Here is a 14,167-nt window from a genome sequence, read left to right on the forward strand (position 1 = left end):
TGGAAATCCCCAGTGACCCGAATGCCTGTACACTGCGCCATGCAGACCGCGCATGATACCCACTTGAAGGCGCCGCTCTCCCGCGCCGATCTCATCGGCAGGCTTCCGAAGACCGACCTTCACGTCCACCTCGACGGTTCGCTCCGGCTCGACACCCTGATCGAGCTTTCGCGCGACGCGCGGCTGGAGCTTCCCTCCCAAACGCCGGAGGGCCTCCTCGAGCTCGTCTTCAAGGAGAGCTACGACGACCTCGAGGACTATCTGCGCGCCTTCTCCTACACTTCGCCCGCGCTCTGCACGGCTGAAGCGCTGGAACGGGCCGCCTACGAGCTGGGGGCCGACAACCTGGCCGAGAACGTCTGCTACGTGGAGGTGCGGCTGGCGCCTCAGCTCCACACCGGGCCCGACCTCGACATCGCCGGCGTGCTGGCCGCGGTCGACCGCGGGCTCGCCCGCGTCCAGCGCGAGCACGAAGCGACGGACAACGTGCGGAACGGCGCCGAGCCACCCTTCCGCTACGGGATCATCGCCTGCGCTCTGCGCATGTTCGGCGCCGGCCACAGCCCCTACTACCGGGGACTGTTCACCGCGCTCCACGGCTGGACCAAACCGGAAATCTACGCTGCCGCCTCTCTGTCGCTCGCCCGTTCCGTCGTCGAGGCGCGGGACCGGCTCGGGCTTCCCGTCGTCGCCTTCGACCTCGCCGGCGCCGAGGCGGGCAACCCGGCCGCCGTGCACCGCGACGCCTTCCTGTACGCGCAGCAGCACTTCCTGAAGAAGACGATCCACGCCGGCGAGGCCTACGGGCCCGAGAGCATCTTCCAGGCGATCACGCTGCTCCAGGCGGACCGTATCGGCCACGGCACCCACCTCTACGCCGCCGACCGGCTCCGCCGCGACAACCCGGACTCCGCGGCGGCCAGGGACCCCGAGCGCTACATCCGCAACCTGGCCCAGTACATCAGCGACCGGCGGATCACTCTCGAGGTCTGCATCACCTCGAACCTGCAGTCCATCCAGCGCCTCGAGAGCTTCGCGGACCACCCCTTCGGCCGGATGATCGAGGACCGGCTCTCCGTCACCCTGTGCACCGACAACCGGCTCATGTCCCGCACCACCGTGACCAGGGAGATCGCCTCAGCCTGCGAGGCCTTCGACCTGTCGCTCGAGGACCTGCGCAACGTGATCATCTACGGCTTCAAGCGCAGCTTCTACCCCGGCACCTACATCGAGAAGCGGGCCTACGTGCGGCGGGTGATCGACTACTACGACGAGGTGGTGGCGGCGGAGACCTAACCCGCCGCGGCCATCCGCGCCTGGCGCCGCCGCCACCGCTCGCGCGCCTTCTCGGCCTCGGCCTCCCGGTTGCGTGGCGGCGCGGTCGTGGTGAGTTCCTGGAGCAACCGGGCAGTCGTTTCGGCGACGGCGTTCACCGCCCGTTCGAAGGCGGCTTCGTTCGCGCGCGACGGCTTCGTCGAACCGCTGACCTTGCGCACGTACTGAAGCGCCGCGGCGCGCACTTCCTCGTCATTGGCCGGCGGCTCGAAGTTGTAGAGGACACGGATGTTCCTGCACATGGTGGTCTCCTTCAGCGGACGGCGTCACTCGCCTTCGCGTACGTGGGCCAGTCCGGTTCGTACTCGCTGCTCTGGTCGCCCCAGGCGGTCCAGAGGTCCGAGTGGCGGCCGCGGGCGAACAGTTCGAGGTACGGGCCCGGACTGCACGCTTCGATGATGTCGTAGAGCTCGTCCGGTTTGCGGGAGTGCTCCCGCTTGCGCGATCGGATGATGTTGACCTGGCGGCGGCCGGGAGCCAGCGTGCGCAGCTTGCCGCGGACGCCGAACAGGACGAGTTCCGTCGTGTTGCGGAAGTAGAAGCCGACGCCGCGGCCGTCGGGGCCGCCGTCCTTGCGCACCTTGTGCCAGACGAGGTTCGTCTTGTAGGTGAAGCCCCAGCGCTTCATCACGTCGAGGCCTTCCTGGAGGAGGGCGTTGGGCACCCAGAGGTAGAGGTGGGCGGCTTCGGCGCAGGCGGCGGCCACCGGAATGGCTTCGATCTCGGCCCGCGACAGGGTCGCGTAGCGGCTGAGGCGGTGGTGCTCGGGCGCCACCTTGCCGGTGCGGTTGGTGAACTGCCAGGGCGGGTCGGCGAGGACTGTGCCGAAGGCGCTGTTGGCGTGAGCGCGTTCGAAGTCGGCGGCGGCCGTCAAGCGGGGCGGCATGGCGTCATCGTAGCGCCGAGTAACTCATGAGGAGCCAGGCGTCCGGGTCGATCCGGAGCCGCTCGGGGCGGGCCGGTAGACGCAACGAGGCGGTCGTCCGCTCGCCTTCGACGTCGACGCGGCCGCGGACGGTGCGGCCGTCGTCGAGTACGGCTTCCACGTCCAGAGGCAGCCGGTAGATCGTCGGACCGAGCTGGGTCACCGTCAGCTCGACCGCCGACGTCGCCTCATCGAACCGCCACGCGATCTCCAGCTCCGGCACGCCGGGCCGGCGCAGCCACTGGCCGAAGAACCACTCGAGACTCCGGCCGGAGGCCTCCTCCATCACCGCCACAAAGTCGGCGGTCGAGGCGTTCCGGTCGCGGAAGCGCTCGTAGTACGTCCGCATCCCCTTCCAGAACGTGCCGTCGCCGACTTCGCCCCGGAGCATGTGCAGCACCCAGGCTGCCTTCTGGTAGACGTTCGGGCTGAGCAGGCGCCGCGGGTCGGGCACGGACTCCGGCACGATGACCGAGTCCGGCGCCTCCGCCGCGTACGCGAGCACCCGCTCCCGCGCCGCGTCCATCTGGCCCATGAAGCGGCCGCGACCGTACGTCCAGTCGAGGTAGCAGGCGGTCAGGTAGGTCGCGAAGCCCTCGCTGAGCCAGACGTGCGGCCAGTCGCTCTCGGTAACGGCGTCGCCGAACCACTGGTGGGCGATCTCGTGCGCGATCAGACCCTCGATGCCGCCTTCGCGGTCGACCGCGTCCTCGTCGTAGAACACGTTGCCGGCGTTCTCCAGGCCGCCCCAGCGGGTCGTGGTCTGCACGTTGGCGAGCTTGGCGTACGGGTAGTCCCCGAGCCGTCGCTCGAAGGTCCCCAGCACGCGCGGCCCCGGAGCGAACGCCCGCAGGCCGACGTCCCGATCCTGCGGGTAGACCCAGATCTCCACGGGCACACCGTTGACTTCGCCTTGCCGGTGTCGGACGAAGCGCGCGACGCCGACCGCCATCACCTTGGTGGCGATGGGAACGCGACTGCGCCACTCGGTGCGACGCATGCCGTCGCCCAGGTCGACCGCCTCGACGAAGGCGCCGGTGGCCACGACCTGGTATTGCGCCGGCGCCGTGACGACGAAGGCCACGGTCGCCTTGTCCGAGGGATGATCGACAACCGGCAGCCAGTGGTGGGCCCGATCCGGCCAGTTGTCGGCGAAGAAGGTCCGCTCGCCGTGGCGGTTCGTGCCGATCGCGAAACCGTCGGCGGGGACGCCGCGGTAGCGGATCTCGATGCGGCGTCGTTCGCCGGCAGTAGCCTCGCGGTCCAGCGCCACGAAGAGCCGGTCGTCCTGCTGCCGGAACTGCAGAGCCATGTCGGCGAGGGTCGCCGAGGAAACGACCATGCCGCCGGCTTCCGGGCCGCCGTCCGCGGCCGGGTCGTCGAGATCGAACTCGACCTCGCCAACGGGTCGCAGGACGCGAAAGGCGATGGCCGCCCGTCCCTCGATCTCGTCCGTCTGGTCCGAGAGGTCGAGTTCGAAGCGATAGTCGAGGACGTCGATCGCCGCGCCGGGAAACTGCGCCCGGGCGCCCGGAGACACGGCCAGAAGGAGCGGCAACGCCAGACGCACCGCAACGTGCCCCAGTCGACGGACCGGGGTCACGTGCGGTCTCTGGCGCCGGCGTGCGCCGGCGTCAGTCTCAGTCGTTGAGGAACTTGTAGACGAGCGCCGCCACCGCGCCGCCGACCAGCGGACCCACGCCGTAGAGCGCCAGGGTGTTGGCGTCGAAGCCGCCGCCCGTGATCGCCTCCATGACCTGAGGACCGAGACCAACTGCGGGATTGAACGCACCACCGGATACACCAGCGCCCGTGTAGAGGGCAGCCGAGAGTGTAAAGCCGATGGCCAGGCCGCCGACAGGGTTGCCGGCCGACCGCGAGGACATCATGTTCAGGACGACGGTGACGAGCGCGAAGGCGAGCAGCGCCTCGGCCACCACGCCGTGCATGACCGGATGCTCGGTCGGCATAGGCGCCGTGCTGCCGCCCATCAGGTAGCTGTGGACGAGCCAACCAAGGCAGGCGCCGACAACCTGGGCCACCATGTACTGGACCATGTCGGCCACGCCGAGCTTGCCGCGCATCCATGCGGCCAGGCTCACTGCCGGGTTGAAGTGTCCGCCGGACAGGTGTCCGCCGCTGTAGACCATCACCGCCAACATCAGACCGACGGCGATGGGGTTGTTCCCGCTGAAGGCCACGGCCATCATCAAGAACAGCGTGCCGATGCACTCCATGAGCAGCTTGCGCATGTGCCTTTCCTCCCTTGGTTTCTGCTTCTGCCTCTTCCTCCTTGTTTACGCTCAGCCGGAGACCAACCGGCGGCGTTTCCCTAACGATGTTAGCCTCCGGTTATCGTCGCCAGACCATTGAATTTTCCTGATTTTTCCTAAGGGGAGGCAGGCATCAAATGAAGTCAAGAGCCGCCGTGGCCCACGAAGCCGGCAAGCCACTCGAGATCGAAGAAGTCGACGTCGAAGGCCCGAAGGAAGGCGAGGTCCTGGTGCGCGTCGTCGCCACCGGCGTCTGCCACACGGACGCCTACACCCTGTCGGGCGCCGACCCGGAGGGACTGTTCCCCGCGATCCTCGGCCACGAGGGCGGCGCGATCGTGGAAGAGGTCGGGCCCGGCGTGACCTCCGTGGCGCCCGGCGACCACGTGATCCCGCTCTACACGGCCGAGTGCCGGGAGTGCAAGTTCTGCCAGTCCGGCAAGACGAACCTCTGCCAGGCGATCCGCGCCACCCAGGGCCAGGGCGTGATGCCCGACGGCAGCTCCCGGTTCTCGAGTGGCGGCAGCTCCCTCTACCACTACATGGGCACGTCGACGTTCTCCGAATACTCGGTCATTGCCGAGATCTCGACCGCCAAGGTGAACAAGGCGGCGCCGCTGGACAAGGTGTGCCTGCTCGGCTGCGGCATCACGACCGGCATCGGCGCGGTGCTCAACACGGCCAGGGTCGAGCCCGGCTCGACGGTCGCGGTGTTCGGCCTCGGCGGTATCGGCCTGTCGGTGATCCAGGGCGCGGTGATGGCGAAGGCGGGCCGGATCATCGCGATCGACGTCAATCCGTCCAAGTTCGACTTTGCCCGCTCCCTTGGCGCCACCGACTTCGTGAACCCGGCCGACTACGCCGACCCGATCCAGGAGGTCATCGTCGACCTGACCGACGGCGGCGTCGACTACTCGTTCGAGTGCATCGGCAACGTCGAGGTCATGCGCGCCGCCCTGGAGTGCTGCCACAAGGGCTGGGGCGAGTCCGTGATCATCGGCGTCGCCGGTTCCGGTCAGGAGATCGCCACCCGCCCCTTCCAGCTCGTCACGGGCCGCGTCTGGCGCGGCACCGCCTTCGGCGGCGTCCGCGGCCGCACCGACATCCCCGGCATGGTCGACCAGTACATGGCCGGCGAGATCGAGATCGACAGCATGATCACGCACACGATGGGGCTCGACGACATCAACCACGCCTTCGACCTGATGCACGAAGGCGAGAGCATCCGCTCGGTGGTGCTGTACTAGCAGCGCAGGGAACTGGCCGCCGCTGGGTGCGCGGGTCTGACGTCCGACCGCCCGCGGACGGGCGCTCGGACCGTGACGCTGACGGCGCGGGGGCGCGCCGCCAGGGTGCTGACCCGCTGCCGCCGAAGGCGGCCAGAGACACGCGCCGGCCACCAGGCCGGCTCCGTTTGGCGCGCCGGCCCCTGCCTCGGCCTCAGTCTGCCTGCGCGATCGGGTTCAGGACCATCGTCATCTGACGGCCCTCCAGTCCCGAGCGGGTCTCCACCTCGCCCACGCCCTCGATCGCGTCGCTCACCTTGTCCAGGATGGCGATGCCGAGTTCGGGCCTGCGGAGCTGCCGGTAGCGGAAGAAGATCGTCACCTTGACCTTCTTGCCCTCGCGGAGGAAGCGGAGCGCGCGGTCCGTCTTGATCTGGTAGTCGTGCGGGTCGATCGTCGGCCGGTACTTGACCTCCTTCAGATCGATCGTCGCCGCCTTCTTCCGCGACTCGCGCTTCTTCTTGTCGCGCTCGAACTTGACCTTGCCCCAGTCCATGACCCGGACCACGGGCGGATCCGCGTTGGGACCGACCTCGACGAGATCGAGCCGAGCGTCCTGGGCCCTCCTCTTCGCGTCCTCCAGGGGAACGACGCCTAGCTGGGCGCCGTTCTGATCGATGAGCCGTACCGGGGTCTTCCGGATCCGGTGGTTGATGCGCGGCTCGTTTGATGGGCGTGCGATCTCGAGGCCTCCTGTGCTGCTGCCTACCGGCGCGGGCCGGAACGGACGGCTACCTTAGCCGCTTCCCGCCCGCGAGTGTGTGCGGATCCAGTCAGTTGAACGGACACGGCCGCGGCCGCAACGCGGCCTTCGCGACCCGTCCTCACGAACGGGTACTCACGTCAACCGGCCACGGCCCGCTTCGCCGGGGCGTCTGCAGCCCGTCGAGCCCGCTTCTTCTTCGTCGCCTTGCGCTGTGCCGACGCCTTCCTGGCCGGCTTGGACTCGGCGGTTGCCTCCGCCTCCGTCTCGCCGTTCTTCGACAGGCTCGCCTTCAACGCCTCCATCAGGTCGATGATCTGCGCCTGCGGCGCCTCCGTCTCGTCGTCCGCGAGCTCGCGGCCGTCGATCTTGCTCTGGATGGCGTCCCAGAGCCGCTTGCGCACCTCGTCCGTGTACTGGTCCGGCTTGAAGTCATCCGACGCGATCTGCTCGATCAACTGCACAGCGAGTTCCACTTCGCCCGGCTTGAGTTCCGCCTCCTCGCCGAGCGGCACCTCGTCAAACGACTTCAACTCGTCCTCGTACTTCAACTGCTGCATCAGGAGACCGGAACCGTAGGGACGCAGCATGACGAGGTACTGCTTGCCGCGCGCCGCGTGCTTGGCCAGCGCCGAACGGCCCGTCTTTCGCATCGCCTCGCTGAGGAGGCGGTAGGCGCGTTCGCCGCCCTTCTCCGGGCCGAGGTAGTACGACTTCTCGAAGTAGATCGGCTCGACTTCCGCGAGCGGCACGAACTCGGTGATCTCGATCGCTGGCGACGCCTTCTCCTGGAGTTCCTTGATCTCCTCGTCGCTGAAGGTGACGTACTGGCCCTTGCCGAACTCGTAGCCCTTGATCGTCTCTTTGCGCTCGACAACGTCGCCGGTGCGAGGGTTGATCAACTGCTGCTTGACCCGCGAATTGTCGCTCGGGTCGAGCATGTTGAAGCGAACCGCGCCGGAGGTCTCCGACGTGGAGTACAGACGGACAGGAATCGAAACCAGTCCGAACGAGACGGTGCCGCCGCCAACGGTACGAGCAGGCATAGACGGCGGACTCTAGCACCGGAAGCCGTTTCGCGGGGCATGGAGCCGGTCTGTGAGAATGCTGGCCTCATGCCGCACGGCAATCTGGAGGCCTACCGTCGCAAGCGTTCGAGCGAGGCGACGCCCGAGCCGATGGGCTCTCGAGCCGCGGCCGGCGGCGGGCGCTTCGTCGTCCAGAAGCACGCCGCCCGCCGGGTCCACTTCGACCTGCGGCTGGAGCTCGAGGGCACGCTCAAGTCCTGGGCGGTGCCGCGCGGGCCAAGCCTGGACCCCGAGGTCAAGCGGCTCGCGGTGGCCACCGAGGACCACCCGCTGGAGTACGCCGACTTCGAAGGGTCCATCCCTGCCGGCAACTACGGTGCCGGCGCGATGATCGTCTGGGACAGCGGCCGCTGGGTTCCGCTCGAGGACCCGGTTGCCGGGATGGAGAGCGGCAAGCTGCTGTTCGAACTCCAGGGCTACAAGCTGCGCGGCGTCTGGACCCTGTTCCGCACGGGCGGTCGACGGCAGACCGACGACGGCAGCCAGTGGCTGCTGATGAAGAAGCCGGACGCGGCGGCGCGCCCGCGGGAGGTGGAAGGCGGCGACGAGGACGGGTTGCCGCCCGAGTCCGTGCTGTCGGGCCTGACCATCGAGGAGCTTCGGGACGGCTGCGACCGGATCGAAGAGGTGCGGACCGGGATCGAAGCGTCGGATGCGCCGCGCCGGCCGGTGGACCCGCGCTCGCTGCCGCTGATGCTCGCGACAGCCGCTGACCGGCCATTCTCGCGCGCCGGCTGGATCTACGAGTTGAAGTACGACGGCTATCGTCTGGTCGCCGCCAAGGAAGGCGGCAGCGTCTTCCTCCGATACCGGCGCGGCGGCGACGTCACGACGCTCTACCCCGAGCTGGCCCGCGCCCTGCGCCGCCTGCCAGTGGACTCGCTCGTCCTCGACGGCGAGGTCACCGTCCTCGACGGCGGCGGCCGGCCCAGCTTCGCCAGGCTGCAGACGCGCGCCCTGCTCAATCGTCCGGTCGACATCGAACAGGCCTCGGTACGCCAGCCGGCAACGCTGTTCGCCTTCGACCTCGTTTCGTTCGAGGGCCGCGACCTTCGGCCGCTGTCCCTGCTTGAGCGCAAGGGCTGGCTGGCTCAGATTCTGCCGCCCGCCGGACCGCTCCGCTACTCGGACCACATCGAGGAACGGGGCGAGGCGTTCTTCCAGCAGGCGGTCGCGATGGGACTCGAGGGCACCATGGCGAAGGACGGCGCGTCGCGCTACACAGGCCGCCGGTCGTCGTCCTGGGTCAAGCTGCGCGCCGAGCGGACGGGGGACTTCGCCATCGTCGGCATGTCGCCGCCCAAAGGCAGCCGGGTCGGCCTGGGCTCGCTCCACCTGGCGGTCTGGAACGCCGAGGCCGGCGGCCTGGTCTACGCCGGGCGCGTCGGCACCGGATTCAGCGATGCGGATCTGAGGCACCTGGCGGAGCTCCTCTCGGCGCGCCAACGCGAGGATCCTCCCTGCCACGCGCCGGTCGGCGAGGATGGAGCGGCCGGGAACGAGCTGACCGACGGCCACCTGATGGGCGGCCGCATCGAGGACCAGACCTGGGTCGAGCCGGACGACGGGTTCATCTGCGAGGTCCGGTACAAGGAGTGGACTCCCCACGGCATGCTCCGGCATCCCGTCTTCCTCCGCCTGCGTGACGACAAACCGCTCGAGGACTGCGTCCGCCGCGCCGCGCCTCACGGCGTTGAAGCCGCCCAGCCGGCACCGCCGAAACGGCAGGTCGAAGTCACGAACGAGTCCAAGGTGTTCTGGCCGGACGAGGGCTACACGAAAGGTGACCTGATCGACTTCTACGCCGCCATTTCACCGGCGATGCAGCCCTACCTCTCCGACCGCCCGCTGGTGATGACCCGCTACCCCGACGGGACCGAGGGTAAGTCCTTCTTCCAGAAGAACGCGCCCGACTTCGCGCCCGACTGGCTGCAGACGGTCAGGCTGACCAGCCCGCGGACCGGCAAGGACGTCGAGTACTTCGTCTGCCAGAACCGGGAGAGCCTGGTCTACGTGGCCAACCTGGCCGCGATCGTCCTCCACGTCTGGTCCAGCCGGTTGCACCAGCTCGGCCAGCCCGACTGGTGCATCCTCGACCTCGACCCGAAGGACGCGCCCTTCGGGGACGTGATCGAGATCGCCCTCGCCATCCGGCGCCTGTGCCGGAAGATCAAGCTGCCCAGTTTCGTCAAGACCAGCGGCTCGAGCGGCTTGCACGTGCTCCTGCCGCTGGGCGGCGCCTGCACATACGAGCAGTCCCGCAGTCTGGGACAACTGATCGCGCAGATCATCTGCCGGCAACTGCCGGAGATCGCCACCGTCACCCGCAATCCCGAACGCCGCGGCGGCAGGGTCTACATCGACTTCGTCCAGAACGGCCGCGGCCGCCTGCTCGTCGCCCCGTTCAGCGTCCGTCCCCTGCCGGCAGCGCCCGTGTCGACGCCACTGCGCTGGTCCGAAGTCAAGCCCGGCCTCGATCTCCGCGACCACAACATCCGGACCGTGCCGAAACGGCTCAGGAAGCTGAAGACCGACCCGCTCCGCGGCGTGCTGACGGAGACGCCCGACCTGCTGGCCGCGCTGAGGCACCTCAGCGAGCTTGTGTAGGACGTCAGAACTGAAGCCGCAGCCCCGCCCGCACCCGCCGGCTGGTCTGGAACGCGACCGGCAGTGACTCGCGCAGATCCGGCCTTGCCCCCTGAGCCGCCGCGGAGACGAGCAGGTCGGTGCGGCCCGGGCCGACGAAAACCGGGTCGAGGTAGGCAAGCGGCCAGAGCTGGTTCGCGGCGTCCTGGTCGAAGACGTTGAGGGCCTCGGCGAACAGGGAAAGCCGCCGGTCGTCCGAGCGAAGCGGCACGCGGTAGGTCAGAGACAGGTCCGCGCGCTTGAGATCGGCGCTCTTGACCGGCGCGTCCGCGCCGGGCGCCAGGGGCGTCAGGCCGGTGCTGAGGATGCGCCTCGCTTCGTCGACCCGCACCGTCAGGGCCCGCGGCACGTAGGCAGCCCCCGTGCGGAAGCGGTAGACCAGAGCCATCAGCCAGCGTTCGCCCGGCGACAGGACGAGCCAGCCGGAGAGCTGGTGCTCGCGGTCGAGGCTCAGGCGGCGGCTGTCCGTCGTCACATCGAACATGTCGCAGGGCACGGGCGAGGAGCAGACGTCGAGCGCGGCCAGGACCGGATGGGCGCCAGGCAGGGTCCCCGCCTCGAGCCCGAGTCCGCCGGCCTCGTGGTTGCCGGTGAGGCGGCTCAGGAGGTACGAAAAGTGGATCCTCCAGGAGGGGCTGAAGCCGACGTTCGCATTGAGCTCGGCGCCCCACCAGTCCTGTGCGAGTTGGGGAAGCTCGCCGCCGGCGCCGCGGCCGGGGGTCAACAACGTCGGGACGACCTCCCCGCCGGCCAGTAGCGGCATGAGACGGATGCCGTCCCGCAGGCGCCGTCGCGCGACGCGGGCCGAAATCACGACGTCGGGCAGGAACTGATAGCCCGTCCCCAACTGGAGTTCGCGGACCCGGCCCGGACGGAGATGCGGATCGACCGCCGCACTCGCGAAGTCGAGGCCGGCGCCGCTGTAATCGCCGGTCGCGTCCAGCGTCGCGACCGCGTCGAGGTCGGAGCGACCCGCCCGCGGCCGGGAGACGTCAATGTGCCACCAGGCGGCGCCGCCGTAGACCTTCCATCTTCCGCGGCCGGCGACGTCCCAGACGAACGCGAGCCGCGGTTCCGTGCGGTCGTCGAATTCGAGGTCAATGGGGCCCACCTGTTCCTCTTCAGCGCGAAGTCCGCCGTGCAGGGTCAGGTGCCTCCTGAAGGCGCCGCCCACGCGCCATGCGTCCTGCACGTAGAGGGCGCGCTTCTCCTGCCGCAGGCCGGCGGCGCCGAGCGGTCTACCGCTCCAGGCGTCGAGCCTGCCGCCCGGAAAGCGCAGCATCCGTCCGGAGCCCTGGGAACGGACGAGCTCCAGGCTGCTCCGGGAGTCCTGGATGCCAATCTCCAGCGTGTGGTCGAAGAGGAAGAACGACGGCTCCACCGCCCAGTTCCGGCGTTCCGCAGCGCGACGGACCCGGCCCGCCGGCGCGGCCTCGTACCAACCCGCCAGCCGCCCGGAGGCGGGCGCCACGAAGTACAGACCCGCGTCTTGCCAGGGGTCGCCGTCCTCGATGAAGTCGGATCGACCGCCGAACACGCGCAACCACAGGCGGTCGGTGACTCCCCACTCGACGTTGAGGCTGGTCGTCTGCCGTCGCGACCGGTCGCTCTCGATTCCGTCCAGCGACGGAAGGATCTCGAGTGCCGGTCGCCGGCCGTCGAGGTCGCCGGATCCGGCATGGTGCTTCAGGGTCAGGTTGCTGGCCGAGCCGGCCCACCAGTCGAGCTTGCCGACCGACTGTTCGATCGTCTCGACCCAGGTCATCGGCGCGCCCGCACCGAACAGGCTCTCCGTGCCGCGGGTGCGGCTTCTCGAGTAGCCGCCGAATGCACGGGCCCGCTTGTCCCGCAGCGGGCCGCCGGCAAAGACGGTCGCCTCGTCGCCCTCGATGCGTCTACGGTCCCTGCCGCCGGCCGGCGATTCTCCGGCAGCGAACAGGCGCAGGGCGAGCCGCTCGCCGTTGTCGAGCGGTTCGACCGTCGACCAGCCGCCGTTCACCTGCCATTCGGTCCCGCCCGAGCGAGTGATCAGGTCGATGTGGGGTCCTGCCATCGTCGCCGCCAGTTCCATCGTCCAGACGCGCACCTGATCCACCCAGCGGGGATCGATGGCGGTCGACCCCGGTTCGCGAAGCGCGCTCTCCTGACCGTCGACGCGGTAGTTGGCGAAGCCGGGCGGCCAGCCGTTGACCGCGATGTCCGAGTCCAGCGCGTCCAGGCCAGAGGCGAGGTCCAGGTTGAGCGCCGCCACGGGACCGGGTAGCTGCCGCAGGTCGTCGCCCGCCAGGACGTTCCCGTCGCTGCCGGTGACCACGTCGAGCAAAGGCGAGGAGACGAGGTCGAGCGCCGACTCACTGCCCGCCCTCATCTGGAAGTCCACACGCAGCACGCCGCCCGCGACCAGGATCAGGTTCTCGACCACGGACGTCGCGTAGCCGTCCACGGTCGCCTCGACGTAGTAATCGCCCGGAGGCAGGCCCGGCGCCCGGAAACTGCCGCCGCGACCGGCGCGAACGGTCTGGGTGCTGTGCAACTGGTCACCGGTGATCCTGATCTCGGCGCCGGGCAACGGGACGTCGGTCGTGGCGTCGCGCACCTGGCCGTTGATCTCGCCGTTCAGACCGGCGGAAGCCGGGCGCGGCCAGAGAAGAGCCATGCCGGCGAGCGCCACAACGAGCACGGTCGACACCGCTGGCGCCGCCGACAGTCGACTCGGTTCGCGTTTCGGCAGGAGCAGGGAAGCACAGGCGGACACCAGACCGACGACGGCGCCGGCCTGCAGCACAGACGTCAGTTCGAAACGATCGGCGAGTCCTCCGATTCCCCAGGTGGCAAGCCCGCCCGTCGCGAACAGGAAGCCGAGCGCCGTTCCCGAAGCCAGACCCCGGCGCCAGGGCAGCAGTTCCTGGGCCATGACGATCAGGATGGAGTGCGACGCCCCGAGCAACGCTCCGCACGGCAGGACGACGGCGAAGATGAGGCTCCCGGAGCCCGGCACCAGGGCCAGCAGCAGGGAACCCAGCAGCGTGGTCAGGAAGACGACGGGACGCCGCCCCCAACGGTCGGCCCAGGCCCCCGCCAGCACCGCGGTCACGGCGCCTCCGAGCAGGAACAGCCCGCTGGCGAGCCCCTGGGCCGAGGAGCTGTACCCCTGCTGGCTCAAGAGGAGAGGCAGGAACGCCATCGTTCCGAACATGGCCCAGGAACGGCTGGCGAACACCACCGCCAGGAGAGCGATGACGCCGCCGCGCACCGGGCGCCGCCGGCTGGCCCGCGTTTCCGGCGCAGCGGGCGGAGTCTCATCGGCCGACCGCACCTGGCCGGGCGCGCGATGGAGCCGCCGCGGGCCCATCGCGAACACCATGAAGATCGGTACGGGCACTGCCAGGAGCACGAGCCAGTAGATCCCGTTGAGCCCCGCCCGATCGAGAGCCAGCCCCGCCAGAAGCGGCCCGGTGGTGAGCCCGAGCTGACCGCAGAAGAAGAAGATGGCCGTGAACGTGGCCGAACGGGCGAGGTTCACCGTACTGGAGTGCATGACTCCCAAGGGATGAAAGGCGCCTGAGGCAACCGCCGCGAGCGCGAACGGGACGAGGAACAGCAGGAACCTCCCCGTGGCGGCGGCCGCATAGACCGCCAGCGCCATGCAGGCCAGGTTGAAGGCGACGCTGAACGGTCCGAGAAAGCGGCTGCCGACCCGATCGACCAGCCAGCCGAACGCCGGCTGGGTAGTGCCGGCCAGGACCTGGAACAGGCCCACGGCCAGCCCGATCTGGGCGGCGCTGAGACCGAGCGGCGCCTGGAGGAAGGCCAGCAGCACCGGCCCCATGCTGTTGAAGATGTCGATCCCGAGGTGACCTATGGTCACCGCCGCGAAGATTCGTCGCCCGTTCATGGCGAACCGATCCCGG

The 14,167-nt window shown here is 69.2% G+C and carries 10 protein-coding genes; 3 read left to right on the forward strand and 7 right to left on the reverse strand.

Annotation, left to right across the window (positions count from 1 at the left end; all coding sequences use genetic code 11):
• Positions 1-39: 39 nt before the first annotated feature.
• The gene (locus OXI49_16135) at positions 40-1,296 is read left to right on the forward strand and encodes an adenosine deaminase family protein (protein MDE2692033.1); all 1,257 of its coding nucleotides are present in this window, start codon (positions 40-42) and stop codon (positions 1,294-1,296) included.
• Here OXI49_16135 and OXI49_16140 read toward each other — a convergent pair.
• The 4 genes from OXI49_16140 to OXI49_16155 are packed head-to-tail and all read right to left on the reverse strand — an operon-like array spanning position 1,293 to position 4,512.
• On the reverse strand, positions 1,293-1,577 hold the full coding sequence (locus tag OXI49_16140) for a DUF2277 domain-containing protein (GenBank protein ID MDE2692034.1): 285 nt from the start codon (positions 1,575-1,577) through the stop codon (positions 1,293-1,295). The genes OXI49_16135 and OXI49_16140 overlap by 4 nt on opposite strands.
• Before the next feature lie 11 nt (positions 1,578-1,588).
• Complete coding sequence (locus tag OXI49_16145) at positions 1,589-2,221, reverse strand: MT-A70 family methyltransferase (GenBank protein ID MDE2692035.1); 633 nt, start codon at positions 2,219-2,221, stop codon at positions 1,589-1,591.
• Positions 2,222-2,225: 4 nt separating this feature from the next.
• Positions 2,226-3,863 (reverse strand): M1 family metallopeptidase, encoded by a 1,638-nt coding sequence (locus tag OXI49_16150; GenBank protein MDE2692036.1) that lies wholly within the window; start codon positions 3,861-3,863, stop codon positions 2,226-2,228.
• Between the two features lie 37 nt (positions 3,864-3,900).
• Positions 3,901-4,512 carry an aquaporin family protein gene (locus OXI49_16155; GenBank protein ID MDE2692037.1) on the reverse strand — a complete coding sequence of 204 codons (612 nt, stop codon included), beginning with the start codon at positions 4,510-4,512 and terminating at the stop codon, positions 3,901-3,903.
• Positions 4,513-4,670: 158 nt separating this feature from the next.
• Here OXI49_16155 and OXI49_16160 point away from each other — a divergent pair, with 158 nt between their 5' ends.
• Positions 4,671-5,780, forward strand: coding sequence for an S-(hydroxymethyl)glutathione dehydrogenase/class III alcohol dehydrogenase (locus OXI49_16160; protein ID MDE2692038.1), 1,110 nt, complete (start codon positions 4,671-4,673; stop codon positions 5,778-5,780).
• A 193-nt stretch (positions 5,781-5,973) separates the two neighbouring features.
• Here the strand turns inward: OXI49_16160 and infC are convergent, their stop codons facing one another.
• Together infC and OXI49_16170 are read right to left on the reverse strand one after the other, a co-directional pair.
• Complete coding sequence (gene infC, locus OXI49_16165) at positions 5,974-6,474, reverse strand: translation initiation factor IF-3 (protein MDE2692039.1); 501 nt, start codon at positions 6,472-6,474, stop codon at positions 5,974-5,976.
• Positions 6,475-6,662: 188 nt separating this feature from the next.
• Entirely contained in the window at positions 6,663-7,568 is a 906-nt protein-coding gene (locus OXI49_16170) for a Ku protein (protein MDE2692040.1), read from the reverse strand.
• Between the two features lie 69 nt (positions 7,569-7,637).
• Here OXI49_16170 and ligD point away from each other — a divergent pair, with 69 nt between their 5' ends.
• Positions 7,638-10,217, forward strand: a complete 2,580-nt coding sequence (gene ligD, locus OXI49_16175; GenBank protein ID MDE2692041.1) for a DNA ligase D — start codon at positions 7,638-7,640, stop codon at positions 10,215-10,217.
• Between the two features lie 4 nt (positions 10,218-10,221).
• Here the strand turns inward: ligD and OXI49_16180 are convergent, their stop codons facing one another.
• On the reverse strand, positions 10,222-14,151 hold the full coding sequence (locus tag OXI49_16180) for an MFS transporter (protein ID MDE2692042.1): 3,930 nt from the start codon (positions 14,149-14,151) through the stop codon (positions 10,222-10,224).
• Positions 14,152-14,167 lie beyond the last annotated feature (16 nt).

This window comes from Acidobacteriota bacterium (genome assembly GCA_028875725.1).
GTDB lineage: Bacteria > Acidobacteriota > Thermoanaerobaculia > Multivoradales > Multivoraceae > Multivorans.

What these genes read in the sequence shown, in the direction of transcription:
- OXI49_16145 (MDE2692035.1), bottom strand. Translation starts at nt 2,221, where the DNA reads ATGCCGCCCCGCTTGACGGCCGCCGCCGACTTCGAACGCGCTCACGCC.
- OXI49_16160 (MDE2692038.1), top strand. Translation starts at nt 4,671, where the DNA reads ATGAAGTCAAGAGCCGCCGTGGCCCACGAAGCCGGCAAGCCACTCGAG.
- OXI49_16135 (MDE2692033.1), top strand. Translation starts at nt 40, where the DNA reads ATGCAGACCGCGCATGATACCCACTTGAAGGCGCCGCTCTCCCGCGCC.
- OXI49_16170 (MDE2692040.1), bottom strand. Translation starts at nt 7,568, where the DNA reads ATGCCTGCTCGTACCGTTGGCGGCGGCACCGTCTCGTTCGGACTGGTT.
- ligD (MDE2692041.1), top strand. Translation starts at nt 7,638, where the DNA reads ATGCCGCACGGCAATCTGGAGGCCTACCGTCGCAAGCGTTCGAGCGAG.
- OXI49_16180 (MDE2692042.1), bottom strand. Translation starts at nt 14,151, where the DNA reads ATGAACGGGCGACGAATCTTCGCGGCGGTGACCATAGGTCACCTCGGG.
- OXI49_16140 (MDE2692034.1), bottom strand. Translation starts at nt 1,577, where the DNA reads ATGTGCAGGAACATCCGTGTCCTCTACAACTTCGAGCCGCCGGCCAAT.
- OXI49_16155 (MDE2692037.1), bottom strand. Translation starts at nt 4,512, where the DNA reads ATGCGCAAGCTGCTCATGGAGTGCATCGGCACGCTGTTCTTGATGATG.